General features: G+C 47.3%; 18 protein-coding genes and 1 pseudogene. 8 read left to right on the forward strand and 11 right to left on the reverse strand.

Annotated elements, in window-relative coordinates; translation table 11 throughout:
- Nucleotides 1-54: 54 nt before the first annotated feature.
- The 4 genes from sppA to HPS57_RS04055 all read right to left on the reverse strand — a co-directional run bounded on the left by sppA (nt 55) and on the right by HPS57_RS04055 (nt 6,750).
- On the reverse strand, nt 55-1,839 hold the full coding sequence (sppA, locus tag HPS57_RS04040; RefSeq protein WP_172180376.1) for a signal peptide peptidase SppA: 1,785 nt from the start codon (nt 1,837-1,839) through the stop codon (nt 55-57).
- 81 nt (nt 1,840-1,920) lie between these two features.
- Nucleotides 1,921-4,071: a methylmalonyl-CoA mutase gene (gene scpA, locus HPS57_RS04045; protein WP_172180378.1), complete on the reverse strand. Its 2,151-nt coding sequence runs from the start codon at nt 4,069-4,071 to the stop codon at nt 1,921-1,923.
- A gap of 6 nt (nt 4,072-4,077) precedes the next feature.
- Complete coding sequence (gene mutA / locus HPS57_RS04050) at nt 4,078-5,928, reverse strand: methylmalonyl-CoA mutase small subunit (protein ID WP_172180380.1); 1,851 nt, start codon at nt 5,926-5,928, stop codon at nt 4,078-4,080.
- Between the two features lie 627 nt (nt 5,929-6,555).
- Nucleotides 6,556-6,750 carry a hypothetical protein gene (locus HPS57_RS04055; RefSeq protein ID WP_172180382.1) on the reverse strand — a complete coding sequence of 65 codons (195 nt, stop codon included), beginning with the start codon at nt 6,748-6,750 and terminating at the stop codon, nt 6,556-6,558.
- Nucleotides 6,751-7,034: 284 nt separating this feature from the next.
- On the opposite strand from HPS57_RS04055, the pseudogene rhuM reads away from it, so the two are divergent.
- The 4 genes and pseudogenes from rhuM to HPS57_RS04075 form a co-directional block, all read left to right on the forward strand.
- Nucleotides 7,035-7,457 (forward strand): annotated as a pseudogene (gene rhuM, locus HPS57_RS04060) (RhuM family protein); the annotation flags it as partial.
- 181 nt (nt 7,458-7,638) lie between these two features.
- Complete coding sequence (locus HPS57_RS04065) at nt 7,639-10,344, forward strand: valine--tRNA ligase (protein WP_172180384.1); 2,706 nt, start codon at nt 7,639-7,641, stop codon at nt 10,342-10,344.
- Nucleotides 10,345-10,449: 105 nt separating this feature from the next.
- Complete coding sequence (locus HPS57_RS04070; RefSeq protein WP_172180386.1) at nt 10,450-10,821, forward strand: thioesterase family protein; 372 nt, start codon at nt 10,450-10,452, stop codon at nt 10,819-10,821.
- Nucleotides 10,822-10,881: 60 nt separating this feature from the next.
- Complete coding sequence (locus HPS57_RS04075; protein WP_172180388.1) at nt 10,882-11,481, forward strand: nitroreductase family protein; 600 nt, start codon at nt 10,882-10,884, stop codon at nt 11,479-11,481.
- 112 nt (nt 11,482-11,593) lie between these two features.
- Here the strand turns inward: HPS57_RS04075 and HPS57_RS04080 are convergent, their stop codons facing one another.
- On the reverse strand, nt 11,594-13,621 hold the full coding sequence (locus tag HPS57_RS04080) for an alpha-amylase family glycosyl hydrolase (RefSeq protein WP_172180390.1): 2,028 nt from the start codon (nt 13,619-13,621) through the stop codon (nt 11,594-11,596).
- 324 nt (nt 13,622-13,945) lie between these two features.
- On the opposite strand from HPS57_RS04080, the gene HPS57_RS04085 reads away from it, so the two are divergent.
- Together HPS57_RS04085 and HPS57_RS04090 are read left to right on the forward strand one after the other, a co-directional pair.
- Entirely contained in the window at nt 13,946-14,296 is a 351-nt protein-coding gene (locus HPS57_RS04085; protein ID WP_172180392.1) for a type II toxin-antitoxin system RelE/ParE family toxin, read from the forward strand.
- Nucleotides 14,297-14,336: 40 nt separating this feature from the next.
- Complete coding sequence (locus HPS57_RS04090) at nt 14,337-14,642, forward strand: helix-turn-helix transcriptional regulator (RefSeq protein ID WP_172180394.1); 306 nt, start codon at nt 14,337-14,339, stop codon at nt 14,640-14,642.
- Nucleotides 14,643-14,774: 132 nt separating this feature from the next.
- Here the strand turns inward: HPS57_RS04090 and HPS57_RS04095 are convergent, their stop codons facing one another.
- Nucleotides 14,775-15,206, reverse strand: a complete 432-nt coding sequence (locus HPS57_RS04095; RefSeq protein ID WP_172180396.1) for a DUF6249 domain-containing protein — start codon at nt 15,204-15,206, stop codon at nt 14,775-14,777.
- Between the two features lie 149 nt (nt 15,207-15,355).
- Here HPS57_RS04095 and HPS57_RS04100 point away from each other — a divergent pair, with 149 nt between their 5' ends.
- Complete coding sequence (locus HPS57_RS04100) at nt 15,356-15,904, forward strand: RNA polymerase sigma factor (RefSeq protein WP_172180399.1); 549 nt, start codon at nt 15,356-15,358, stop codon at nt 15,902-15,904.
- On the forward strand, nt 15,901-16,275 hold the full coding sequence (locus HPS57_RS04105) for a hypothetical protein (protein WP_172180401.1): 375 nt from the start codon (nt 15,901-15,903) through the stop codon (nt 16,273-16,275). The genes HPS57_RS04100 and HPS57_RS04105 overlap by 4 nt, the downstream gene beginning before the upstream one ends.
- 430 nt (nt 16,276-16,705) lie before the next feature.
- On the opposite strand, the gene HPS57_RS04110 is transcribed toward HPS57_RS04105, so the two are convergent.
- From HPS57_RS04110 to HPS57_RS04130, 5 genes are read right to left on the reverse strand one after another with little or no spacing between them, the layout of a single operon-like run.
- Nucleotides 16,706-17,830: an OmpA family protein gene (locus HPS57_RS04110; protein WP_172180404.1), complete on the reverse strand. Its 1,125-nt coding sequence runs from the start codon at nt 17,828-17,830 to the stop codon at nt 16,706-16,708.
- A gap of 18 nt (nt 17,831-17,848) precedes the next feature.
- Nucleotides 17,849-18,967 (reverse strand): Outer membrane protein SusF domain-containing protein, encoded by a 1,119-nt coding sequence (locus HPS57_RS04115; RefSeq protein ID WP_172180406.1) that lies wholly within the window; start codon nt 18,965-18,967, stop codon nt 17,849-17,851.
- A 21-nt stretch (nt 18,968-18,988) separates the two neighbouring features.
- Nucleotides 18,989-20,239, reverse strand: coding sequence for a SusE domain-containing protein (locus tag HPS57_RS04120; protein WP_172180408.1), 1,251 nt, complete (start codon nt 20,237-20,239; stop codon nt 18,989-18,991).
- Nucleotides 20,240-20,269: 30 nt separating this feature from the next.
- Nucleotides 20,270-22,006 (reverse strand): RagB/SusD family nutrient uptake outer membrane protein, encoded by a 1,737-nt coding sequence (locus HPS57_RS04125; protein WP_172180410.1) that lies wholly within the window; start codon nt 22,004-22,006, stop codon nt 20,270-20,272.
- A 22-nt stretch (nt 22,007-22,028) separates the two neighbouring features.
- Nucleotides 22,029-25,115, reverse strand: a complete 3,087-nt coding sequence (locus HPS57_RS04130) for a SusC/RagA family TonB-linked outer membrane protein (protein WP_172180669.1) — start codon at nt 25,113-25,115, stop codon at nt 22,029-22,031.
- Nucleotides 25,116-25,158 lie beyond the last annotated feature (43 nt).

Genomic DNA, 25,158 nt, shown 5'->3' on the forward strand with positions numbered 1-25,158 from the left:
TGCCGTCTGTTGGAGCAGCCAAAGTAGTGGGGTTATTGTATTAACAAGTGAGGATTACTTCATCTCAAGGAAATATGGCATACGTGCCTGAACAGGAGACTGTTCGTTGACAGTGCGCATCAGCATAAACGGTTCATAGTACGAACCAAGAGCGAGACGCAACTGCTCGTCAAGAGCGCTGCCTGTTCCGCCACTGATTTTGTTAAAGAGCTGAGACATCATGTCTGGCATGGCAGGATAATCCACAGTCTTGTAGTCATTGATCTTAGCCAGTTGAGCAGCTTTCTTCACTGCATCATCAAGTCCACCAAGCTGGTCGACAAGTCCGTTCTTCAAACCGTCAGTGGCAAGCCAAACCCTACCCTGTGCAAGCTCTTCCACTTTCTCAACCTTCATCTTGCGTCCGTCAGCAACACGTTTGCGGAAAAGGGCGTATCCTTCATTTATCCATGTCTGCATGGCAGCAATCTCGTCAGCAGTGAGAGGGCGTGACATGGCCACAGGAGAGAATGTGGAGTTAGCGTTTGTCTTGACCTCATCGTAGTGGAACTTCAGTTTCTGTGTCATCAAGCCTGTCAAATCAGGGAATGCGCCAAAGATTCCGATAGAACCTGTGATAGTGTTTGGCTGGGCAACAATCCATGAAGCGTTGCATGACATGTAGTAACCACCGGAAGCAGCACATCCGCCCATGGAGACAACAACCGGCTTCACTTTCTTCAACTCTGAGATGTAGTGCCACATCTGCTCGGAAGCATAAGCATCACCACCGGGAGAGTTGATACGCAGGACTACAGCTTTCACACCATCGTCCTTGGCAAGTTTCTCAAGGTCCTTGCACACATCCTTGCCTACAATCTGTGTTGTGCCGCCCATGGCGAAGCCTTGTACCGGATGCTGTACAATCGAGCCCTCACAGTAGTACACAGCAATCTCGTTGTCAGACTTGTTCTTTACTGGGACATTCTTCATCGCAGCGACACTGAGCTGGTTTATCTCCTTGTCAGCGTCTACTCCGAGAAGTTTCTTCACCTCTGCCTTCACCTGGTCGGCATACAGCATACCGTCGACAAGTTTCTGAGCTTTGAGAGTCTTGGTTGTGCCCATGACCGTAAAACCATCAGCTATCTTATTGAGTTCTGCGACACTGATTTTGCGTGAAGCAGAGATGTCCTTCAGAATATTCTGCCACATGCCGTTGATGTATGCGGAGACTTGCTCACGGTTAGCGTCAGACATTTTCTCCTCTGTGTACATCTCTGTGGCACTCTTGTATGTGCCCACCTTTATTATATTGTACTTCACACCGAACATCGCCATGAAATCCTTGACATACATTGGCTGTGCACCGATGCCATGGAAGTCAAGATGACCATAAGGATTGATATACACCTTATCGGCTACAGAAGCAAGATAGTATGCTCCTTGTGTGAAATACTCGCCATAAGCGACAATCCACTTCTTCTTAGCCTTGAATTCCTTCAGTTTATTGCGTATCTCCTGAATGGTAGCATTGTCAGTGGAAAGTGTACCGGTTTCGATGTAGATTCCTTTAATGTCATCATTGTCCTTTGCCTTGTCAATAGCAGAAAGGATGTCATTGAGTCCTAATGACAGTCCTTCGTCTCCAAGCAATCCTGCGAATGGGTCATCAGCACCCTGTTCATTTATCTGTCCCCGGAGATTGAGGACAAGCACCGAGTTATCCTTAACCTCAGTCTCCGTTGACGATGATGCTGCCATGCCAATAAGGCTGATAATGGAGAATGCAATGAAAATACCTATGCAAAGGAATACGCCGAATACTGTGGCGAGAATGTTCTTAAAAAAATCTTTCATCGTTTTTGCTTTTTATAAAACCTGTAACAGATTACGCTGAGGTCTTCGGATTCCGAAGGCCTCAGCGTTTTTGTGTTTATGTTAGTCCTTATCCATAAGGAGTTCCATCATTGTCTTTGCAGAGTAAGCCACAGAGGTACCAGGACCGAAGATTGCGGCAACACCTGCTTTGTAGAGGAAGTCATAATCCTGTGCAGGGATGACACCACCGGCAATGACCATGATGTCCTCACGTCCGAGCTTCTTCAGCTCCTCAAAAAGCTGAGGGATAAGAGTCTTGTGACCGGCAGCAAGGGATGACACACCGACGATGTGCACATCGTTCTCGACAGCCTCACGGGCAGCCTCGGCAGGAGTCTGGAACAAAGGTCCCATATCCACGTCGAAACCACAGTCAGCATAACCCGTAGCAACAACTTTCGCACCACGGTCATGACCGTCCTGTCCCATCTTTGCCACGAAGATACGAGGACGGCGTCCTTCCTTCTCGGCAAACTCGTTCGTCAAGCGAACAGCCTCTTCAAACTCTGCGTCCTTCTTGTACTCAGAAGAATAAACGCCTGAAATTGTTCTTACCACAGCCTTATAACGTCCTACTATTTTTTCACAAGCGTCACTGATTTCACCAAGTGTACAACGGAGCTTAGCACACTCGACAGCAGCCTCAAGCAAGTTGCCCTCACCTGTGCGTACCACCTCTGTCAGAGCATCAAGTGCCTTCTGGCAAGCCTCATTGTCGCGGTTAGCCTTGAGTTCCTTGAGCGCAGCCTCCTGCTGGAGACGCACTGCAGTGTTGTCAACCTCGAGGATGTCGATTGGGTCTTCATGGTCAAGACGGTACTTGTTTGTGCCGACGATAGTCTGCACTCCTGAGTCGATACGTGCCTGTGTGCGGGCAGCAGCCTCCTCGATGCGCATCTTTGGCACACCTGTCTCGATAGCCTTAGCCATACCGCCGAGCTTCTCGATCTCCTGGATATGCTCCCAAGCCTTCTCGACAAGCTCCTGAGTCAGAGACTCTACATAGTAAGAACCTGCCCATGGGTCAATCTCCTTACATACCTTTGTCTCGTTCTGGATGTAAATCTGTGTGTTACGTGCGATACGTGCAGAGAAGTCTGTCGGCAGTGCGATAGCCTCATCGAGAGAGTTTGTGTGCAGGGACTGTGTATGTCCGAGAACGGCAGCCATAGCCTCGATACATGTACGGCCGACATTGTTGAACGGATCCTGCTCTGTCAGTGACCAGCCTGATGTCTGTGAGTGTGTACGGAGAGCCATTGACTTAGGGTTCTTCGCACCGAAGCTCTTGACAATCTTAGCCCACAACAGACGACCGGCACGCATCTTGGCAATCTCCATGAAGTGGTTCATGCCGATAGCCCAGAAGAATGAGAGACGTGGAGCAAAAGCATCGATGTCGATACCTGCGTTCACACCGGCACGCAAGTAGTCCATACCGTCGGCGAGAGTGTAAGCAAGCTCGATGTCAGCAGTAGCACCTGCCTCCTGCATGTGGTAGCCGGAGATAGAGATGCTGTTGAACTTAGGCATGTTCTTTGATGTGTACTCGAAGATGTCGGCGATAATCTTCATGGAGAATGACGGTGGATATATATAGGTGTTACGCACCATGAACTCCTTCAGAATATCATTCTGGATTGTACCTGCCATCTCTTCGAGTTTCGCACCCTGCTCAAGTCCTGCCACGATGTAGAAGGCGAGGATTGGGAGAACCGCACCGTTCATTGTCATTGAGACAGACATCTTGTTCAATGGAATACCGTCGAACAGAACCTTCATGTTCTCAACAGAGCAGATAGAAACACCTGCCTTGCCGACATCACCGATAACACGCATGTTGTCAGGGTCATAGCCACGGTGGGTAGGAAGGTCGAATGCCACTGACAGACCTTTCTGTCCGGAAGCGAGGTTTCTGCGGTAGAACGCATTGGACTCCTCAGCTGTAGAGAATCCGGCATACTGACGGATTGTCCACGGGCGGAAAGGATACATCATTGAGTAAGGACCGCGGAGGAATGGAGGAATACCGGCAGCGAAGTCAAGATGCTCCATGCCTTCAAGGTCTTCCTTTGTATAGACCGGCTTCACCTCAATGTGCTCAGGTGTCTTCCACACGTTCTTCACACCATTGTCCTTCTGCCACTGTGCGCCGTCTTTCTTCTCGATACCTGCAAAGATATCAATATTCTTAAAATCTTTTCTTGCCATAATCGTTTAGATACCGAGTTTTGAGTTAAACATCTTCAAAGTCTCCAACTGGTTGACCTTGACATGGATAAAGTTCTCTATGCCTGCAGCCTTCAGTTCCTCGGCACATGCCGGAGCACCTGCAACGACATAGATTGCGCGGTTGTCAAGATACTTGAACGCCGGTACTGCATACTCTGCATACTCGTCATCGCTTGAACAGAGGACGACAATGTCTGCACCTGCCGCAACAGCTGCATCGACGCCCTCCTCAACAGTCTTGAAGCCGAGGTTGTCAATAACCTTGTAGCCGGCAGCGGCAAGGAAGTTGCAAGAGAACTGTGCACGTGCCTGGCGCCATGCAAGATTACCGATGGTAACCATGAACGCAACAGGCTGCTTCTCAGCCTTCTCAGTAGCAAGACGGAGGTTCTCGAAGTCCGCAGCGAGGCGTGTTGCCTTGACAGCCTTCAGCGTGCCTTCCTCGCCACATGTGCCCTTACACTCGGAAGCGAGAGGAGCCTTGCCCTCAGAAGTCTCGATGAAGTTAGGGAACTGGTTTGTGCCGAGGATAAACTCACGGCGCTGTGCAGCGTGGAGATGACGCTTGTCGTTTGTAGCGTTGATGTCATCCTGCACTGTCCCGGCCTTTATGGCAGCAAGGAAGCCACCCTGCTCCTCGACATTGAGGAATATCTTCCAAGCCTCTGTTGCGAGAGAAGAAGTGAGCTCCTCAATATAGTAAGAACCTGCTGACGGGTCAACGACAGTGTCGAAATGGCACTCTTCCTTCAGGAGCAGCTGCTGGTTGCGTGCGATGCGCTCAGAGAAATCGTTCGGCTTCTCATAAGCCGCGTCGAACGGTGTGACAACGATTGAGTGGACACCGGCAAGAGCCGCAGACATTGTCTCTGTCTGTGAACGAAGCATGTTCACATAAGCGTCAAAGACAGTCATGTTGTACTTTGTTGTCTCGGCATTCACAATCATCTTGCAAGCGCAGTCGCAAGTTGGATTGTACTGCTTGACAATCTCCGCCCACAGAAGGCGTGCCGCGCGGAACTTGGCAATCTCCATGAAATAGTTCTCGGAAATGCCCATGTTGAACTTGATTTTCCTTGCAGCGAGAGTAGCATCGACACCTGCCTCGACAAGCATCTGCAAGTACTCGGCACCCCATGCGAGAGCGTAGCCCAGTTCCTGCACGATATATGCTCCGGCATTGCTCAGTGCGACAGTGTTGACTGCTATCACGCGGAAGTGAGGATAGTCCTTGACAGCCTCAACGAGAGGCTTTGCGAACTGAAGCACGCCCTCGACATCCTTGCCGCCGAGCATCTTCTCCATTGGGTCCCAATCGATTGAAGCGACAATCTTCTCCTTGTCATAGCCTTTCTTCTCGAAGATGTCGACAAGCATTTCGGCAAGCTCAACGGAGTGACGCTTGCATGTGGTGAAGTTCAGCTCCACGCAGTCGCAGTATATTCCTTCGAGCAGAGTCTCCACGTACTCACGGCTGAGCTGTGAGCCACAGATGTGGAAACCAAGGGATGTGATGCCCTTGTTGAGCACGTCGAGTGCCTTAGCGTTTGCTTCCGCAGCAGAGTCTGCCACGATGTTCTGACGCACATACCATTCATTGTCGAGCTTCTTGTTGCCACGGACAAAAGGAAACTCGCCCGGCATAGCCTCCGGTGTCTGCAGCTTCTCCACGTCTTCCTTGCGGTAGAATGGCTGCACATTGAAACCTTCGTTAGTCTTCCACACCAGACGCTTGTTGAAATCAGCGCCCTTCAGGTCAACCTGAATCTTGTCAAGCCATTCCTGACGTGACGGTGCGACAAACTCGCTGAAGAGTTTTTCGTTTTTTTTTGCCATAATTGTTGTTAAGTTTTATTATGTTATGTTGCGATGTCAATTCATTTTATTATGAACGCACGTAATATTTTGCAAATTTACAGATTATTTCGCAAACATGAGAATCCTACAACGAAATTTAACGTAAGAATAGCATTTATCTATGATAAAACTTTGTTTTTTCATGCAACGCCTGCATTTTTCTCTTGGAAATCCACATAATGACAAGACTCTCCACGCTGGTTTCGAATGCCAACACTTTCTTACCGAATTGTTGTATCATCTGCGTATATCTGCGAAATCTGCGTGACCACCGATTAGAAAACTCACCCATTTTTTAACATAAATATTTGCCTCAAAACAAAATTCAAAAACAATAATCGGAAAATGGCTGAAATTCCACCTTTCCGTCAATCCTCTGTCAATCAACAAGATAACATTTTCCATTCTATCATCATCACCTCAAACGACTGCGATTGATATTGATTTGCAAGGCGATTAGTATTGATTTACAGGACAAAAGGTTATGAATTACACTGCAATTCGTTACTCTTCGCATCACAAACCGTTACCATTCACATCATTTTTCGCTACACATAAGGTCGCAAACATATATTTTCCACCCTCAAAAGCATAATCCTGCCGTTTTCAAGGAACAAGAATTAGAAAACTCACAAGTTTGCTTTGTAAAAACTTTTCATCGGGTTTAACATTTCCGCCCAATAAGAAAACAAATACCAAAGCAGCTAATCTGCAAACATTTTGTTTGGCGTCATACCCATAAAGCATGGCAACCAATTCCTCAGAATCAGCTCGCCAATGAATAAACTCAGCAAGTTCCAAAGCTGAATTTCAAACATTTCACAAAAAATATTTTGCTATATGAAATAAAAGAAATACCTTTTGTAGAAGGGAGAAAGATCCCACTCCACACTCACAAACTATTTGAAAAACAATTGTTGACGGAACAGTATGAATCTGAAAAACATACAACCATGGCAGAAGAAAACAAAATAACAGAATATTAGCCAACATATTGACAACATATTAAAAGACGGGGAGTTGGAAGAAAATCGAACTGTAAAGAATTTCTTGACAGTTCGCCAAGAAGGCAATCGAAAGGTGCAAAGAATACGGCAGCAGAGGTTATCTATAATCGCGTAGACAACGAGAAACCGTTTGTTGGCATGACAAATTTCAAAGGGAATTATGTCACCAAAGACGATGTCAAGATAGCCAAGAACTATCTCTCAGAAATAGAATTGCAGCGCTTGAACCTTCTTGTGTCCGGATTCCTCGACTTTGCAGAGTTTCAGGCATTGGAAATGAATCCTATGACCATGAAAGACTGGATTGATGCGCTTGACAACCAGATCATTGCGCACAAGCGTCAAGTGTTGGTTGGCAATGGAAGCATCTCACATAAGGAAGCTATCGAAAAGGCTGAAAACGAGTTTGAAATTTATCGAAGACGCGAAATGAATCTGTTTGAAAGCGATTTCGACAAAGAAATAAAAAAATGGAAAGGTCAGAAAGGTTTCGGCAAATAGTATGAATGACTATTACATGAAGCGCTTGGTGTTAGTTTTGAAAACAAGACTAACAACTTTTTCTTCATAATATGAATGTTATTATTTTATAATAAACACCTATTTTGAAAAGCTATTCACAAAAAAATCATTAATTTTGTACCTCAAATTGGAAATTAAAAATAAAGATTATAAGAAGAAAATGGAATTAGCAAGCAAGTACAATCCGAAAGATGTGGAAGCCAAATGGTATCAGTACTGGACTGACCACAAGCTCTTTTCAAGCAAGCCTGACGGCAGAGAGCCGTACACGATAGTTATCCCACCGCCTAATGTCACAGGCGTCCTGCACATGGGACACATGCTCAACAACACTATTCAGGACATCCTTATCCGCAAGGCGCGACTTGACGGAAAGAACGCTTGTTGGGTGCCGGGCACTGACCATGCATCCATTGCCACAGAGGCAAAGGTCGTGAACAAGCTCGCACAGCAGGGCATAAAGAAGCGCGACCTTACACGTGAGCAGTTCCTTGAGCATGCTTGGGCATGGACAGAGGAGCATGGCGGCATCATCCTTAAGCAGCTCCGCAAGCTCGGAGCGTCATGCGACTGGGATCGCACTGCATTCACTCTTGACGAGAAGCGTTCGGAGTCAGTGATGAAAGTGTTTGTCGACCTTTACGAGAAGGGGTATATCTACCGTGGCCTGCGCATGGTCAACTGGGATCCGAAAGCACAGACTGTGCTCTCCACCGAGGAGGTCATCTACCGTGAGGAGAAATCAAAGCTCTATCACTTGAAGTACTACGTTGCCGATGCCGACACCAATCCTGTCGTACTGACAGGCGAAGAGGGCGAAGTGTTCCATAAGGACGAGAAGGGCTACTACGCCATTGTCGCAACAACACGTCCGGAGACAATCATGGGCGATACCGCTATGTGCATCAACCCTAAGGATGTGAAGAACCAGTGGCTGAAAGGCCATAAGGTTATAGTGCCTCTTGTCAACCGTGTCATCCCTGTTATCGAGGACAGATACGTGGACATCGAGTTCGGAACGGGCTGTCTGAAGGTCACTCCGGCTCACGACGTGAACGACTATGCGTTGGGCAAGACTCACAATCTGGAGACTATCGACATCTTCAACCCTGACGGAACAATCTCCGAGGCAGGTGGCCTGTATGTCGGAATGGACCGTATGGTTGTCCGCAAGCAGATTGCCAAGGACCTCGAGGAGGCAGGGCTGATGGATCACATTGAGGATTATGACAACAAGGTGGGCTACTCAGAGCGCAACCAGGACACTGCCGTCGAGCCGCGTCTCTGCAAGCAGTGGTTCCTCTCCATGCAGCACATGGCTGACATCGCATTGCCACCGGTGCTGGAAGGAAAGCTGAAATTTTATCCTACAAAATACGTCACAACATACAAGAACTGGCTGGAGAACATCCAGGACTGGTGCATCTCACGCCAGTTGTGGTGGGGACACCGCATTCCGGCTTATTTCCTGCCTGAGACAGAGGACGGCAATGAGCGTTTTGTCGTTGCACTTACCGAGGAGGAAGCGCTTGCGAAGGCAAAGGAAATCGACCCGGCTATCACCATGGAACAGCTCCGTCGCGACGAGGATGCTCTCGACACATGGTTCTCTTCATGGCTGTGGCCTGTCTCACTCTTCGACGGCATCAACAATCCTGACAACGAGGAAATCAAGTACTACTACCCTACTTCCGACCTTGTGACAGGACCAGACATCATCTTCTTCTGGGTTGCGCGCATGATTATGGCCGGATGCGAGTACATGAAGGATATTCCGTTCCGCAATGTATACTTCACCGGTATTGTGCGTGATAAGATTGGACGCAAGATGAGCAAGTCTCTCGGCAACTCTCCTGACGCTCTCGAACTCATCGAACGCTTCGGTGCCGACGGCGTGCGTATGGGAATGATGCTTGCTGCGCCTGCCGGAAACGACATTCTCTATGACGATGCGTTATGCGCACAGGGTATGAATTTCTGCAACAAGATGTGGAATGCTTTCCGTCTTGTCAAAGGTTGGGAGGTTGCGGACATAGAGCAGCCTGAGAGCAACGCCAAGTCCATAGCATGGATGAACGCAAAAATCAAGGCCGATTATGCGGAAATCAATGACCATTTCAGTAAATACCGTCTCAACGATGCACTGATGACAGCATTCAAACTGTTCACAGACGAGTTCTCCGGCTGGTATCTTGAGATGATCAAGCCTGCTTACCAAGCTCCGATTGACCGTAAGACTTACGAGGAGACCTTGGCTATCTTCGACAAGCTCCTGCACGTAATCCATCCGTTCATGCCGTTCATCACCGAGGAATTGTGGCAGCATATCATCGACCGCAAGGACGGTGAGGCGCTCATGGTGGATGTCTTCAAGCTCGATGCTCTCACCGACGAGGAGAAGACCCTCCTTTCACGCTACGAGACAGCGAAGCAGATTATCTCCGGAGTGCGTGGCGTAAGGCAGTCAAAGAACATCGCTCCGCGTGAGCCGCTGACACTGGAGATTGTGGCAAACGAGGCAGATGCCGACACAGAACTCAACACTATCATCAAGAAGATGGCGGGACTCTCTGACATCAACTATGTGCAGCAGAAGGGCGACGGCTCATCATCATTTATGATTGGCACACGCGAATATGCCGTTCCTCTTGGCGACCTCATCGACACAGAGGCGGAAATCGCTAAGGCAGAGGCAGAGCTGAAGCACCTTGAAGGCTTCCTCAACGGCATCCGCAAGAAGCTCTCCAACGAGCGTTTCGTGGCTAACGCACCTGAGGCTGTTGTCGCTCTCGAGCGCAAGAAAGAGGCAGACTCTCTCGAAAAGATAGCTGCTCTGAAAGAGACTATCGCTTCTTTGAGCAAGTAATCGCATCTATGCCATGCCTTCAACGCCTTCATTGGCGCAGGGCATGGCATAATTGTTTTAAATAAATTGACAAGTTTTTTTGTAAGTAAAGTTAGTATTTTCAATATGATAAAAGAAGGATTGACCTATACATCATGCCTTACAGTAAAGGAAAGTGACACTGCCATCGCCCTTGGTTCCGGCGATATGCCGGTGCTTGCAACACCACGGATGATGGCATTAATGGAGAATGCCGCCATGCTTGCTGTCGCCGGCAGTCTGCAGGAAGGAGAGACAACAGTCGGAGGGCATATCGAATCAAGCCACCTTTGCCCTACTCCGGTGGGCAAAACAGTGGAAGCGACAGCACGACTCGTCACTGTTGACGGCAGAAAACTGACATTTGAGATTGAGGCTTATTGCGACGGAACGCTCTTAGGCAAAGGTTCGCACCTGCGCTTCATAGTCAATCGTGAGAAATTCCTTGGCAAACTATAAGCTATTTCTCGGCAAGTCGCATAGAGTTTCTTGAATGATTACAAACAAACTGATTACACTATGAAACATTCACTCACAACATTCCTCCTCGCACTGCTACTCGGTGCAAGTTCATGCACTGCTTCTTCCGATAAGCCGGCAACAGGAAAAAGCGGACAAAACGATACGGAAACCGTCATCAACAATATCATGGCGCGCCGCAGCATACGGAAGTTTACACCGCAGACTGTGTCCCGCGACACACTGGACAGAATCATCGAATGCGGAATAAACGCTCCAAACGGCATGAATGCGCAGAACTATGAGGTGAAAGTCGTGGACGACCCGAAGTCGGCTGCTTACCTTTCAGAAAACATCAAAGGACTGTACAAAGCACCGGTCTATCTGTTCATCGCTGCCAATGATGAGTACGATATGGCACAAATTGACTGCGGACTGCTCTCTGAGAACATCTGTCTTGCCGCCACCGCCTACGGTCTGGGCACTATAAACCTCGGAATGCCTGTCCGTTCCATGAAGGAAAAGTACGACTTGCTTGACAAACTCGGATTCAGTGCGCATTACAATCTCTGCCTTATCGTCGCCCTCGGCTTCCCGGACGAAGCTCCGCAAGCAAAGCCACGCAACAAAGAAAAAGTGCAGTTTGTGAAAGTATTGTAACAATAATGTGCTGCACTTTCAAGCGAAAAGAAACAAAAAAGTCAGGACAGACGCACCGGAAACAGTGCTTATCCTGACTTTTCATTTGCCTTTACCTATATTAAAAAGAGACTTATCGTTTCAAGTATTTCTTTCCATTGATTATATACAGACCTTTATCCAGCTTCTGCATGACCTCCGACAATGCAGAACCCTCAGGCATGGTGTACAGCAGTCTGCCGTCAATGGAGTAAACCTTCGTCGGAGAAGCCACTGTGCTTGTCACAACACCCTCTATTCCGGTCATTGTATCCGTAATGTCTGTGACTGTGTACTTGCCGTTTGTCATTGACGAAGAGAGCACATAGTACTTGTCACTTGTGATAGGACCGATGTCTACAGTCTGCGGTTTGCCGTTGCCCTGATTGAAGATGATGTTGAAACTATAATCAGCTGTGTTCACGTCGAAAGAATGACTGTACCACTGCTTGCCATTGATTTCCGTTGTGGTGGTCATCTTTGTTCCCGGCCATTCACCAAGCAACGACTTTGAACCATCCCATGCGTAGAAATACATGCTGTTCCATCCCGGATCCTGCACATAGACTGTAGCCTTGTGAGGCTCAAAAACCTTTATTGTATAGTTGTATATCACGGTGTTCTGCGGTGTTCCGTTCTTCAGCAAAGCCACTTTCAGTACAGTGGAGGCAGCAATGTTTATCACCGCTCCGCTGTTCACTGCGGTGCTTGAAGCGGTAGGCTCTGTGCCGTCGGTGGTGTAGACCAGTCGCGCATTCTTGTCCTCAGAGATTGCTGTAAGTGTGACATCGATAGAGTTGCTGTAAGTGCCTGACGGTTTGCTTGCCCATGGCGACTCAACATTGTTTGAGAGATAAATCTTGTAATTCTTGCCACTTGTGGCGAGAGTCATATAGCTTGTGTTGTCAGGATTATAGTTTCCTGTGACAAGATAGACATATTTCCCGTTGTCACCGTTGGTCTTCATCACATAATATGCCGGTGCACTGCCGATTTCAAGAATCTTGCTCTGGTTAGTGATGCCTGCAAGTCGGCGGGCGTTTATCATCTGCTTTATCTCCTCCTTGTAGTCCTTCCAATGCTTGAGGAACACACACGGTGTGCCCGGAGAACAGAGAAGATAAGCGTTTGCAGCCTCGATGTTGTTCTTGACAGGGTCGTTCGGCTCCGAAGCACTCCTGTACTGAGTGTCGTGGTTCTCCACGAAAGTCACGGCATAACGTGAGTAAGCATAGTCGTCAACACGGTTCAAACCGGCCTTTGCAAGATTGTTCCATGAGCCACTGTTGCAAGCATCACGCACCGCATAGCGCAATGCGAAGTCAAAAGCAGCACTCTGTATGACACCGTCAACCTTTGTTCCGTTCACCCAATACTTCAGTCCGCCGGTGTTTCCGTCCCAGTATTCGCCCACGGAGAACTCCGCATCGGCCGCCTTGTTGTATTCTCCGGTGTAGGAAGCGGAGTAGCCTTTCACCATGTCATAGCGGTAACCCGCATATCCGAGGTCATTCTTCAGGTATTGGATGTAGTTGATTATGTTCTTCCTTACGTTCTCACTCTTGTGGTCAAGGTCACGGCAACCGTCCCACCCCTCACCTGTGTCGTAGTTTGAGCTCAGCGATATGCCGTTGTTCTTCGCCCAAGTGGCAGTCTTTCCATTGTCATCATTGGCGACAATGTCGGTAGGATACATCGTCCACTGTGTGCCGTTGTAGGTCTCGACAGGATAGTCCACCCACGAACCGTTAACGCCAAGATTGTTGCGGTGGTTGACAACGACATCGGCAATCACGCCGACATTGTTTTTCTTGAACGTGGAAATCATGGAGCGCAGCTGGCTTTCCGTGCCGAAACTTGAGTTTTGGTCGTAATAAAAGACCGGCATATAACCCATGTTGTTCCACGACGTGTTGCAGTTTCCTGAGTTCGGCACCCATACAAGGTTGAAATATTCCGACAGTTCTTGCGCCTGTGACTCAAGATTTGTCCACTGTGTGTCGGTGTACGAGTCCCAGAAAAATCCTTGCAGCATCACCCCGTTATAGTTCGCGGGCCACCCCTGTGCCATCATCGAGGCAGACACGAATGCCGATGCAAGTAAAGTAGAGAGTTTCTTCATGTGTAGGTTTTGTGTTAGTTATACATGTTTTTCTTGTTTTCGTTACAAAGTTAATGTATAATGCAGAGATAAGTATTGATTAATATGTTATTTATATGAATAACCTTGTGCAACCGATTGCAAAACAAGCTGTAAACTACCGTCCTGCGAAAGATGGCACTTTGGAAAAACAAGTTGTAAATATGCGTTTTGACAACAAAAACTTGCGCTCCCCAACCCAACTACCGCCATTCGGCGAAAAATAAGAATAATGGAAAAAATAATCCATGATTTGTTTCCATATATGTAACAAAATTGCTATCTTTGCACACAAATAATAATTCTATGGAAATCAAAGCTAAATTCAAAGTTGCGTATCTGGATGAAGCAGACGAATTCTTGGACTCGTTACCCACTAAGGTGCGGGATAAGATTCTCTATAACATCAACAAATCAAAGTATGTTATTGACCCGGAAATCTTCAAAAAGTTAGGCGACACAAACATTTGGGAATTTCGCACAAGATACAATGGTTTGGCATACCGTATGCTGGCTTTTTGGGATTCAAGGTCGGACACACTTGTTGTAGCCACGCATGGATTTTCAAAGAAAACACAGAAAACCCCATCAAAAGAAATAGCCAAGGCTGAAGCGATAAGAGCTAAATACTTTGAGTTAAAGTCTTCTGCCGAATAGTAAAAAAAATAATCAACATTTTACAAAACCACCACACAACATGAGAATCTATACAGAAGAAGAAATACTTGACAAGCATATCGGACAAATCGGCACTGAGAAAAGAGACAAGTTTGAGGCTGACATTCAAGCATTCCTAATGGGCGAGGCTATCAAGCAGGCTCGGCAGTCAAAGAATCTGACACAGGAACAATTAGGAAAATTGCTTGGTGTGCAACGCGCTCAAGTGTCAAGAATCGAAAATGGAAGAAACCTTACCATCTCAACCATCTCACGTATTTTCAAAGTGCTGAACATCAAAGCTCAACTTGAAATCAGCGGAGTGGGGAAAGTCGCACTGTGGTAAAATGCTCTTACTGAAGAAGACTTTGCCCAGCAAAAGACAAAATTACTAAATACGAAGTTTCAGCAAACGAGCAACTCCCTTGTCCGACAACATATCAAGGACAAGGGATTTGCTCTTTATATACCAGTGCAATTATTCTTTCTTGCCACCCAACTTCAGCTCCACTACAAATGCTATAAGCAAGCCTATGCCGCCAAAGAGCAGGACACTCGCTCCATAAAGCATTGAGCTGACCTCATGAACCATGTTTCTATCCCAACCATTGATGTCCAGTTTTCCATCATTATAGAGATAGCCCGGAATGCCTGCACTGCAAACAAAAAAGCCAACCAACAGTCCCAAGCCCATGCCTGCCAGCAAGCATCCAATCTTCAATGCCGAAAAAGAAAAATTCCCTATCGAGGAGAACCCTATCTTATGCTCCAGCATGTCAGGTGTGAACTTGTCCCCCATTTTCTCGATAACGGTCAACCGCTCTTTCTTGCAGACAAAGAGCTCGAACAACTTGTAAATTCCTAAAGTGATGACTCCAAAGAGTGCAGGAACCATAATAAAATCCATCATAATCGTATTCGTTTTTTTAAGTTAATGAAATTGTTTACTTCTACCCCTTTAGACGCAACACCACCGCATAGGTTACACATTTGTGGAAAAAATATTTTTTCTTCAGCAGAATGTAACCTTTTTCACCAGTCTGCGTCTAAACAAATGAAATGAAAGACGAAGAAGCACATATCATCCAAGCAACATTAAGCGGAAAAACATCCTGCTTTGAGCACTTCCTTGACAAGTACGGGCAACAGGTTTTCACACTGATTGTCCGTATCGTGGGCAACCGGGAGGATGCGGAAGAACTGACGCAGGATTGTTTCCTCAAAGCCTTCAACCACCTTTCATCCTTCAAGAAAGGCAGCAGCTTCTCCACATGGCTCTACCGCATCGCCTACAACACGGCAATCTCCACCACGAGAAAGAAGAAACAGGAAACGCTGATAATGGATGACACGCTGCTCGCCAACATCTCGGACAAGCAAGTGGACGATACGCTGAACGACGAAAGCGAAGAGCAGATAGCACGGCTTAACATGGCAATTGAAAAACTTGACGCTGACGAACGGGCAATCATCACCTTATTTTATATGGAGAACAAAACAGTCTCTGAGATTGCCGACGTACTTGACATTACAGAAAACAACACAAAGGTGAAGCTGCACCGCATACGCAGAAAACTTCATGTACTCATAACACAACAGAAAAAATGAACGAAATAAAAAAAGACAAAGGATTGGAAAAAGCCATAAGGAAACAGCCAAAGCCCAGCCTTTCCTCAAACTTCACCTTCCGCACCATGCAGAAAATCGAGGAAGCCGCATGGCTTCGCGAAAAGAGGACGGAGCGCCTGACGTTCGCGGCCACCATAGCTGCCTCTGTATTCCTTGCGGCATGTGGCATCGTGTGCCTATCCCTCTATTGCGGTGACATGGTTCGCAAATATGCATCGGCTGCCGGCAAACCGGAAATCAGTGACATACCGGGACTGTCCTTCTATGCATTGTTCCTCATGGCATTCATCCTTTGCCTGTTGTTTGACAACCTGATGAGGAAGCTATATTTCAAGCGGCATTCCGGATAAGCAAGCTGTAGTTTGCATAGTCCCAAGTGTCAAAAACCAGAATACAATAAGTGACACTATGAAAGGTAACCCTTCGCATTGCAAAAGGTAACGCTTGACTTAGTGAAAGGTAACGCTTTGCACTGTCAAGTGTTACCTTTCGTTATATCAACCATATTTTAACATCTGTTGGATTTTTAAGATTGCATAAACAGTGATTTACCTAACACTTTGCAAACAGTTTATTTTATTTACTTACAGATTGACAAAAGAGATATAAGACCACCAACATCAAAAGCTGTTTCTTTCCCATATCACAAAGAAACAGCTTGGCACGATGCGACTGCATGAGAGACTTGCACCCGACCATTCCTACACATGGTGAACAAAAAAACACAGGAACGGCATTTTAATCTGCCATTCCTGTGTTTGCATTAAATAGAGATAGGAGTTACTGCTCAGCCGCTACAATAATGACAAGACGGTTGTCATTGTTTGCAGCCTTAGGCTGTACTGTGTCGCCATAAGAGCTTACCTCAAGGCGTGAAGCGTCGATGCCATAAACGTCTGTGAGTTTCTTTGCGACATTGTCAGCACGCTTCTTGGCGATGCGAGCGTTGATTTTTGCATTGCCAGTGCCCTTGTCGGCATAGCCCTTGACAGTAGCGTTTGCTGTCGGATGAGCCTTCAGCCATTCTGCTGCCTCGGCGATTTTCTTGTTCTCAGCCTCTGTGCCCTCTGACTTGTTTATCTTGAAGAAGATTTCCTTTTGAGTTGTCTCCTTAGCCTTAACTACAGGCTTTGGCTCTTCCTTCTTCTCGACAACTACAGGCTTTGGCTCTTCCCTTACCACAGGAGCAGGTTCTGGAGCAGGCTTCACAACCTTCTTTGTCTTATGACCGAACTTGTATGTTATGCCGATGAATGCCTGCACCTGCCAATCCACTTGGTCGTTGAACTTGAGGTTGTACTGGTCATTCTTGTAGTTGGCGTCAGCCTCGAACATGATTGAGAAGTTCTTGCTGAAGTTATACTCCACCTGTGTGCCAACGCGGCCGTTGCAAGAGAAGCGGCTTGGCACTCCCGGATGAGGTCCTTCGTAGTATTTCAGTGAGCTGACATAAGCATTAAACTCATCACGCTCCCAAGTGTAGTTCATTCCGAATCCTGCAAGAAGATTCCAGTTCCATGAACGGTTGACACGCTTTGGGTTGATGATGTTTGTCATGTTGAACAGCAAGTCGATGTCCGCAGTTCCGGCATTGAACTTATAAGCGTAGTCGTTTGGGATGAAATCGTAACGGCTTGCCTTGAATCCGCCCTTGTTCTGATAGCCTGTGACATCAAGTCTGACACCAAGATATTGGTTGAAATACTTACCGAAGTAAATGCCATACTGAGGTGTGACGAGGTCGGTAAAGTTGTAGTGAGTCAGTGTAGCCTGTGCACCGCCTTTTATACCAATGAAATAGTGTCCGCCCTCAGGGTCAACCACTTTCGTTTCCTGGGCATTGGCAACGGTGGACATTCCAAGAAGGAATGCCACTGATGCTGCTAATGATATTATTTTTTTCATAGTCTCTACGTTTTTGGGTTATTTGTAAAGTGCGCCACCGCCATTAAGGTTAAGGTAAACACGCTGTCCTGCCTTGACATTCACGCGAGCCTGGTCACCACCGTTGCCACGGAAGTCAACCTCTCCGGTCTCAAGTCCTACGAACTCTGACTGCCACCAGTCTGCTCCGGGAACAGCAACATGCATACGGACTGCTGCGTCAGCCTTGAACTTAGGTGATATGAACACGCCGCTCTCTTCGGTAGGAATCTCGAACATTGCGTCAGGCATTGCTGCGTCCCATGCTCCCCATGTATCACCAATGAGATAAATCTCAGGCTTGTTGATTGTCACTGTCCTTGCTCCGTCAGTGTTGTCAACGATAAGCATGTACCAGCCGGCATTGCCCACCTTGATGTTATCACCGCCGGAAGGGTTCATACCTGCATTGTCAGTTACTGTGGCTGACATTCCGAAGTCATTGCCCCATCCTGCCTGTGGAGCAAACTTGAATTCCTCGCCTTCATGCAGATAGACGATTCTCCAAGACATGGTAGGATGACCATTGACAGGAACCAAAGGAAGCCATGTGCCACCCCAGCCATAGTTGCTGCCGGTAAGGTAAAGAACAGGTTCTGTGTCAAAGATATAGCCTGCTGCAGGAACATCAGGAATAACCTTCGGTGTTACAGCGAACTGTATTGTTCCGACATTGGCGCAAGTAGCGTATCCATCGACAAGCATCTTGACAAAGACATTACCGTTAATGTTGTACTGCACAGACTCTGCATTGTCGCCCAAAGCTTCTACCACAGCGTCATTGAGGTCTGCCACAGTAGCCACTCCTGATGCGTCTATGGAAACTGTTGCGGTAGCCGCTGCCGTTGCGGCCGTAGGCACAAGCTCTACATAGCGGTCTGTGACCTGAACATTCTCAGGAATATCCCCTTGGAAGTTCACCAATGATACATTAACAGTACCTGCGTCTTCCAATTCGCCCACATTAATGGAAGCGGTTGCTGTCTGGACACTGATGTTAGGCAGCTCCATTGGAGTCTCTGGGTCATTGTGCTGAGGTGCCGACCAATCAGTGTAGTCATCGTTGCAGGAAACAAGTCCTGCGGCGATAACAACTCCGTATAATAATTTCTTAATCATAATGTTTTCTGTTTTAAGATTTTACAATTTTACAATACTGAACACACCATTGATGTCATTGAATGAGATGCAGTACTTGCCTGTTGTGAGTGTGATGTCGCCACCACCCTTTTGGCCTACAGCGTTCAGAACTGTTCCGCCATTGCTGTCGTAACCCCAGTTTACACCAGTTTCCCAATCACCTGCAGTCTTGATCTTGAAAGTAGCTTGTGCATCGGTAACGTCCAAGACATAATACCAAGCGTGATTCTCAACACCGTCCTTGTTGTATGCATTCATCGGAGTGTCTCCCCAACCATTGAATGAGCCTGCAATGCAGATATTGCCATAGTTCTCAGGTGCAATGTCCTGCTTAACCATTGTCGCAGTGTTGTTTGCAGTATTCAGTGTTATGAGGTAGTAGCCATCGGCACCGGCTACGATGTGACCGCCGTCACCGCCACCATTGCGATAGTTAATCTTGTCGTACTGGCTGCCGTCGCCTGTCATGCCATAATCCCAGTTGAAGTCGGCACGTTGAATCTTGAAGCCTGCCTCATCGCTCTCACCGTTTTCTTTGTAAGGACCTGTAATGAAATAGTTCAGATAAGTTATTTCACCTGTGCCGGTCTTCTTGTCATAAACAAATGCTGGGTCAAGGAACATTGGCAGAGCGTCAACACCGATGTCACTGCCCCACTTGCCGCCAAACATGTTACCAACGAAGTACCACATCAACGGAGTAGCATCCTTCAACTCGATGTAATATGGATTGACGTTAATTTTCACAGAGTTTGAAGCTATAGGGTTAAGCTTCTTGTCACCCTCTGCAACGTAAGCGTTCACGCGGAGGTAGACAGGGCACACCTCAGGTACATTTGCTTCGTCCCATTTGGTCAGTTCCATGATTGCTTTTGCCAAAGAAGATGATGGCAATTCAATATTGCAAGTGGTGGCAGTCTCGTTAAGGATAACATAGTCTGCAACCTTCTTATTCTCCTCATCGGCAGCCGCTTCGTCTGTTGACACATTGTAGCTGTCGGTTGTTGACACCTGTACCTCGTATGTCGCATTGATAGGAGCATTTTCAGCCGTGTACTTAGGCTGTGACCATGACAGTTCAAGAGTCTGTGTCTTTGCAAGGTCAACATCAATGTTAGCGTATGCAGGTGTGTTGAGGACAAACTCTGTCGGCTGAATCAGCGTAGGATTAGAGTCGTTGTCGTCCGAACACGCTGTGAACATGCTTGCTGTGGCAAGCAACGCAGCTCCAATAAATATTTTGTTTTTCATATTTATTCTTTGTTTTTAGGTTCGATGTTATTATTCTATCTCACTATAGCCGTCAATCTGAACGATGGAAGAGTTTGCCATAACCTCAGATGTAGGAATAGGATAAACATTGCGGTACTTAGGGAATGCTACGCCATTGGCATTTCCACCCTTAAACGCCCAGTTGTATGTAGCCTGTGTGCCACCAAACTGGTTATAGCGGATAAGGTCAGGACGACGCAGACCTTCACAGTACATCTCGCGGGAACGCTCGTCAAGCACGTCGTTCAGAGTATAAGAGCTGCGTGTGCCGGCATGTGCACGGTTGCGCAAATCATCAATGTAGCCCTTTGCTTTCAGTGAAGACTCTCCATTAAGGTGCATCTCTGCCTCGGCAGCATTGAGATAAGCCTCTGCCACACGGAACAGGAAGAAGTCAATGTCCACATCGTATGAATCGTGTGGTGTGGCTCCTGTAGAGTAATTGTTGTGCCACTTTGTTGTAACCAGTCCCTGATAGAAGCTGGAGTTGTCGCCAAGGTCGAGTGTACGAGTGTCGGAGTCTGAACCCTTGCCCCAAACGAGGGCACGGTCATCAATACCCATGGCACGGATTTCAGCTGTTGACTTTCCTACGAATGTCTCAGGGTTGCTTGTAAACTTAGCTATAAACTCAGGACGCATACGCATACCTGACCAGTTGTTGCCGGTAGTGCCCGCAGTCAAGTCTGTCACGTTCTTCATTTGGTCGTTCCACAATGCAGCGATGAAGAACAGAGAGCCACCCCAGCCCTTTGTGATCTTACCGTCCTGAAGCAGTGGCAGAATAGCCTCACAGCTTGCGCCGTTAGAACCATTGTCGCCCATGAACAGGAGGTCGTATGGCTTGTAGCCGTTGTCCTTTGCCGCCTGTGACATCTTGCTGTCATCGAAGAGAGAATAAGGAGAATTGATAACCATCTCCGCATACCTCAGAGCCTCACCCCAATAAGGGTTGTTCTGGCCGTCGTTGTTCAAATATGTTCCGGCATTGAGGTACAGACGGCTGAGGAGCAGCCATGCCGCAGCCTTGTCCACACGTCCGTAGTCTGCATCAGTGTCAACCTCAGGTTTAGCCTCAAGCAAATCAGCCTCAGCAGTCTTCAGCTCACCCTCCACCCAGTGGAACAGGAACTCTCTGCCAAGCTGCAGCAATTCCGCACGTGTGTAAGTCTTTGACGCATCAAATTTTTCATTGTACACATGAGCCTGCTGTGGCACAGCCGATGTGATTGTCGTGATGAACGGTGCATCGCCAAAGAAATCCAGCATCAAGTAGTAGTTGTATGCACGGATAAGACGAACCTCTGCCATCATTGTCTTGTCAGCATTCTGTGCAGCCTCAAGATTGATGTAATGATTGCAATATGTGAGGTTAGCCATCAGTCGGTAGTACAGGAACTTCAGTGTAGCAGTTCCCGGCACACACTGGTTGTAGCTAATGTCAGTGATGCCACCGTCAGACCACCAGCAGATAGACTCATCGGTTGGCAGTTCATTGAAGTTGAATATGTTTCGCAACAATGTTGACTTACCGTTGTCATCAATGGTGAAGTCAGCGTTGCCGTCAAGGCCTTCCATTATCAGTCCGGCATAGCACTTGCTGTACAGAGCCGTAATGTTAGGAGTCGGTTCTACAGTAGGGTCAATGTTTCCCTTGTCCAAATCGCTCATACAAGAAGACAATCCGGCAGAAGCAAGCAGGACTGCTGCCAATGGAAGCGTCTTTGTCATTTTATGTAGTTTCATAATATATCTCTTTTAATTAAAGTTAGAAATTAAGGTTCAAACCGAAGATGAATGTGCGTCCGCGTGGGTAAACACTTCCTTCATAACCACCGTTCTGCTCAGGGTCAAGACCTTTGTACTTTGTTATTGTGAACACATTTGAGCATGTAGCATAGAGACGACCGGAAAGACCGTTGTAGTTGCCACCCTTGAGTATGTTCTCAAAGTTGAAGCCCAATGTGATGTTATCACACTTCAAGAAACTTGCGTTCTGCACGAAATAGTCGCTGAGAGCATAGTTGTATGAAGTCCATCCGAGAGCCACGAAGTCAGCTGTGCTGTTCTCGTAATAGCCCTTAGAGTTATAAAGAGCTGATGTGTTCGCCTTGCCAGACTCTATGCCATTGTACACATAGTTGCCGAAACTTGCGCGGAAGTTTGTTCCGAGATCCCAGTTCTTGTAAGCAACCTTCAGGTAGAAACCGCCTGTCCAAGGAGCCACGATGTTCTTATAATAGTAGCGGTCGTTCTCGTCGATAGCACCGTCGGAGTTACGGTCAACATAGCATCCCTGGATAGGACGTCCTGCCTCATCATAAACCTGCTGGTAAACCCAGAAAGAGTTTGCAGGTCTGCCAACCTGATGATAAGTAATCTGCTGGTCAGTGCCAACCTTCATACCTGCGTTGATGACATCACGTCCGCCATAGAGTTCCTTAATCTTATTATGGTTGTAAGCGAAGTTCACACCCATGTCCACATACCATCCGTTGCCCTGTACAGGCTTGCCGGAGATAGCAACCTCGACACCTGTGTTCTCAAGTGAACCCGCATTAAGCATGATAGCATTGTCAAAGTTCTGACCCGCAGGGATTGTAGGAGTACAGAGCAAGTCTGTGGTCTTACGATAGTAGGCATCGGCACTAAGTGTCAAACGCTGCTTGAACATACCATAATCAATACCAACATTGTATGTCGTTGTTGTCTCCCATGTAAGATCCTCATTGTAAGGCAGTGGCTGATAGATGTTACCAGGGTTGTTAGGACCTACAGGATAGAGGTGGTCTACAGTTGTATTCTTCTTGTAAATCGCTGTATAGTACTCTTTTCCTGTATCCTGCTGACCTGTCTTACCCCAGCCAAGACGCAGCTTCAAGTCACTGATGACATTGTTGTCACGCAAGAAAGCCTCATCCTTCACACGCCAAGCGAAAGCAGCTGATGGGAAGAAGCCCCAGCGATGACCGTCGGCAAAGCGGCTTGAACCGTCATAACGAGCTGTGAATGTGAAGAGGTAGCGGTTCAAAAGTGTGTAGTTTGCACGTCCAAGCCAGCTGACAAGGTATGTCTGTCCCTTCCAGCGAGCTACAGAAGAACTGTTCTCTGTGCCTGCACGTGGAGTGCCATCGTCGTAGAAGCTCTCGTTTGTTGAAGGATAGAAAGACTTGTTCCAGCTGTTTCCCCAATACTTCAAGTGGCTGTACTCGTAACCGAGCATAACATCGAAATGATGATCGTCGTTGAAATCCTTGTAATACTGTGCGTAGCCTGTGGCTGTCACGTTGTATTTCTTCTCAACATTCTCACCTATGCCACCGTAATAGAAGCCGTATGTTGACTTTGGAAGGTTGTCTGTGTACTCACCACCATCGGCATACTCACCGGCAAAGTTTGCATGCAGGCGGATATCCTCAAGTCCGTGAATCTTATAGTCAACCTCAAAGTTACCAAGCAGCACTGTACCCTTCTTCTTCCAAGTGTAGTTGTTTACAAGCTCTACAGGGTTGCGTGGTGCATCGTCGTTACGTGCATAAAGGAATGTAGGGTCATACTCTGTTGTGTTCTTTGTCCACTGCCAGTAGTATCCCCAGTTCTTAAACTGCTCGTCAGTGCTGAACACAGGACGTGTAGGGTCCATGCTTGTTGCAGCTCCGATAGCATCTGTACCGCCTGGTCTGTTGCTTGAATAAGCGTACTTTGCATTGATGTTCAGGTTCAGGTGGTCATTCAGCAATGAAGGATTCAGTGTGAATCCTGCTGTGAAACGGCTGTAGTCAGAGCCTTTCAGCACACCTTCCATATTTGTATAGCCAACACTCACGCGATAAGGCATTGACCAAGCATCGTTGCCAACACCACCTGTCGCTGTGATGTTGTGGTCATGGCTTACACCGTTGCGATAGATTTCCTTCTGCCAATCAGTGTCGTATGTGCCGGCAGCGAAGTCCGGTGTGCCATCAGCATTGAACTTCTTCCAACCGAGACCAAGGTAAGCAGGAGAGTCCTCGCCATAATAATTCTTGATATGGCTTACATACTCCTGTGCGTTCATCACGTCAAGCTTCTTTGCCACTGTGCTTACAGAAATGTTTCCGCTGTAGGAAATCTTCGGAGCCTGATTCTTGCGTCCCTTCTTTGTGGTGATGATAATCACACCGTTAGAACCACGTGAACCATAGATAGCTGTCGCAGAAGCATCCTTCAACACTGTGAATGACTCGATGTCGTTAGGGTTCACAAGCGACAAAGCGTTACTCATGCCCTTTGTGGCATTGTTGTCCATAGCCATACCGTCGATGACAATGAGCGGGTCATTGCTGGCATTCAAGGAAGCACCACCACGGATACGGATCTGCGCACCTTCACCAGGAGCACCGGAATGGCTTGAGACATTCACACCGGCAATTTTGCCCTGAATCATGTCCTGTGCACTCACCTGCAAGCCGTGGTTCTTCTCGTCCGGCTTGATGGCTGTCACAGAACCTGTAAGGTCATTCTTCTTTGCCACACCGTAACCAATCACCACAACGTTTTCAAGCATTTTCGCATCGTCCTGCATAGTGATGACAACGGAAGGACCGTTGACAGTCACTGTTGCCTGCTGATAGCCAACATACGACACGGAGAGCTTGTCCCCCTTGCCAGCATTGATACTGAAGTTGCCGTCAAAATCACTCACGGCACCTGCATTAGAACCTGCCACACGGATAGTGGCACCGATAATCGGTTCGCCTTGTGCGTCCTTTACATGTCCATTGACAGTAACTTGCGCAAAAGCCCCGACTGCCAGAAACAACCCTAATATGAGAGTTGCCAGCCTGAATGGAAATCTGATGTCTGATTGCTTCATCATTACATTCATAAAAAAGATATTATTAAAAGTTAGTTAAACA

The sequence above is a fragment of the Palleniella intestinalis genome (assembly GCF_013166595.1).
Classification (GTDB): domain Bacteria; phylum Bacteroidota; class Bacteroidia; order Bacteroidales; family Bacteroidaceae; genus Prevotella; species Prevotella intestinalis.

Excerpts from the sequence above, each read along its gene's own strand:
- HPS57_RS04080 (WP_172180390.1), bottom strand. The coding sequence starts at position 13,621 with ATGAAGAAACTCTCTACTTTACTTGCATCGGCATTCGTGTCTGCCTCG.
- HPS57_RS04095 (WP_172180396.1), bottom strand. The coding sequence starts at position 15,206 with ATGATGGATTTTATTATGGTTCCTGCACTCTTTGGAGTCATCACTTTA.
- HPS57_RS04090 (WP_172180394.1), top strand. The coding sequence starts at position 14,337 with ATGAGAATCTATACAGAAGAAGAAATACTTGACAAGCATATCGGACAA.
- HPS57_RS04100 (WP_172180399.1), top strand. The coding sequence starts at position 15,356 with ATGAAAGACGAAGAAGCACATATCATCCAAGCAACATTAAGCGGAAAA.
- HPS57_RS04070 (WP_172180386.1), top strand. The coding sequence starts at position 10,450 with ATGATAAAAGAAGGATTGACCTATACATCATGCCTTACAGTAAAGGAA.
- scpA (WP_172180378.1), bottom strand. The coding sequence starts at position 4,071 with ATGGCAAGAAAAGATTTTAAGAATATTGATATCTTTGCAGGTATCGAG.
- HPS57_RS04065 (WP_172180384.1), top strand. The coding sequence starts at position 7,639 with ATGGAATTAGCAAGCAAGTACAATCCGAAAGATGTGGAAGCCAAATGG.
- sppA (WP_172180376.1), bottom strand. The coding sequence starts at position 1,839 with ATGAAAGATTTTTTTAAGAACATTCTCGCCACAGTATTCGGCGTATTC.
- HPS57_RS04085 (WP_172180392.1), top strand. The coding sequence starts at position 13,946 with ATGGAAATCAAAGCTAAATTCAAAGTTGCGTATCTGGATGAAGCAGAC.
- HPS57_RS04105 (WP_172180401.1), top strand. The coding sequence starts at position 15,901 with ATGAACGAAATAAAAAAAGACAAAGGATTGGAAAAAGCCATAAGGAAA.
- HPS57_RS04110 (WP_172180404.1), bottom strand. The coding sequence starts at position 17,830 with ATGAAAAAAATAATATCATTAGCAGCATCAGTGGCATTCCTTCTTGGA.
- HPS57_RS04115 (WP_172180406.1), bottom strand. The coding sequence starts at position 18,967 with ATGATTAAGAAATTATTATACGGAGTTGTTATCGCCGCAGGACTTGTT.
- HPS57_RS04075 (WP_172180388.1), top strand. The coding sequence starts at position 10,882 with ATGAAACATTCACTCACAACATTCCTCCTCGCACTGCTACTCGGTGCA.
- HPS57_RS04120 (WP_172180408.1), bottom strand. The coding sequence starts at position 20,239 with ATGAAAAACAAAATATTTATTGGAGCTGCGTTGCTTGCCACAGCAAGC.
- mutA (WP_172180380.1), bottom strand. The coding sequence starts at position 5,928 with ATGGCAAAAAAAAACGAAAAACTCTTCAGCGAGTTTGTCGCACCGTCA.
- HPS57_RS04130 (WP_172180669.1), bottom strand. The coding sequence starts at position 25,115 with ATGAAGCAATCAGACATCAGATTTCCATTCAGGCTGGCAACTCTCATA.
- HPS57_RS04125 (WP_172180410.1), bottom strand. The coding sequence starts at position 22,006 with ATGAAACTACATAAAATGACAAAGACGCTTCCATTGGCAGCAGTCCTG.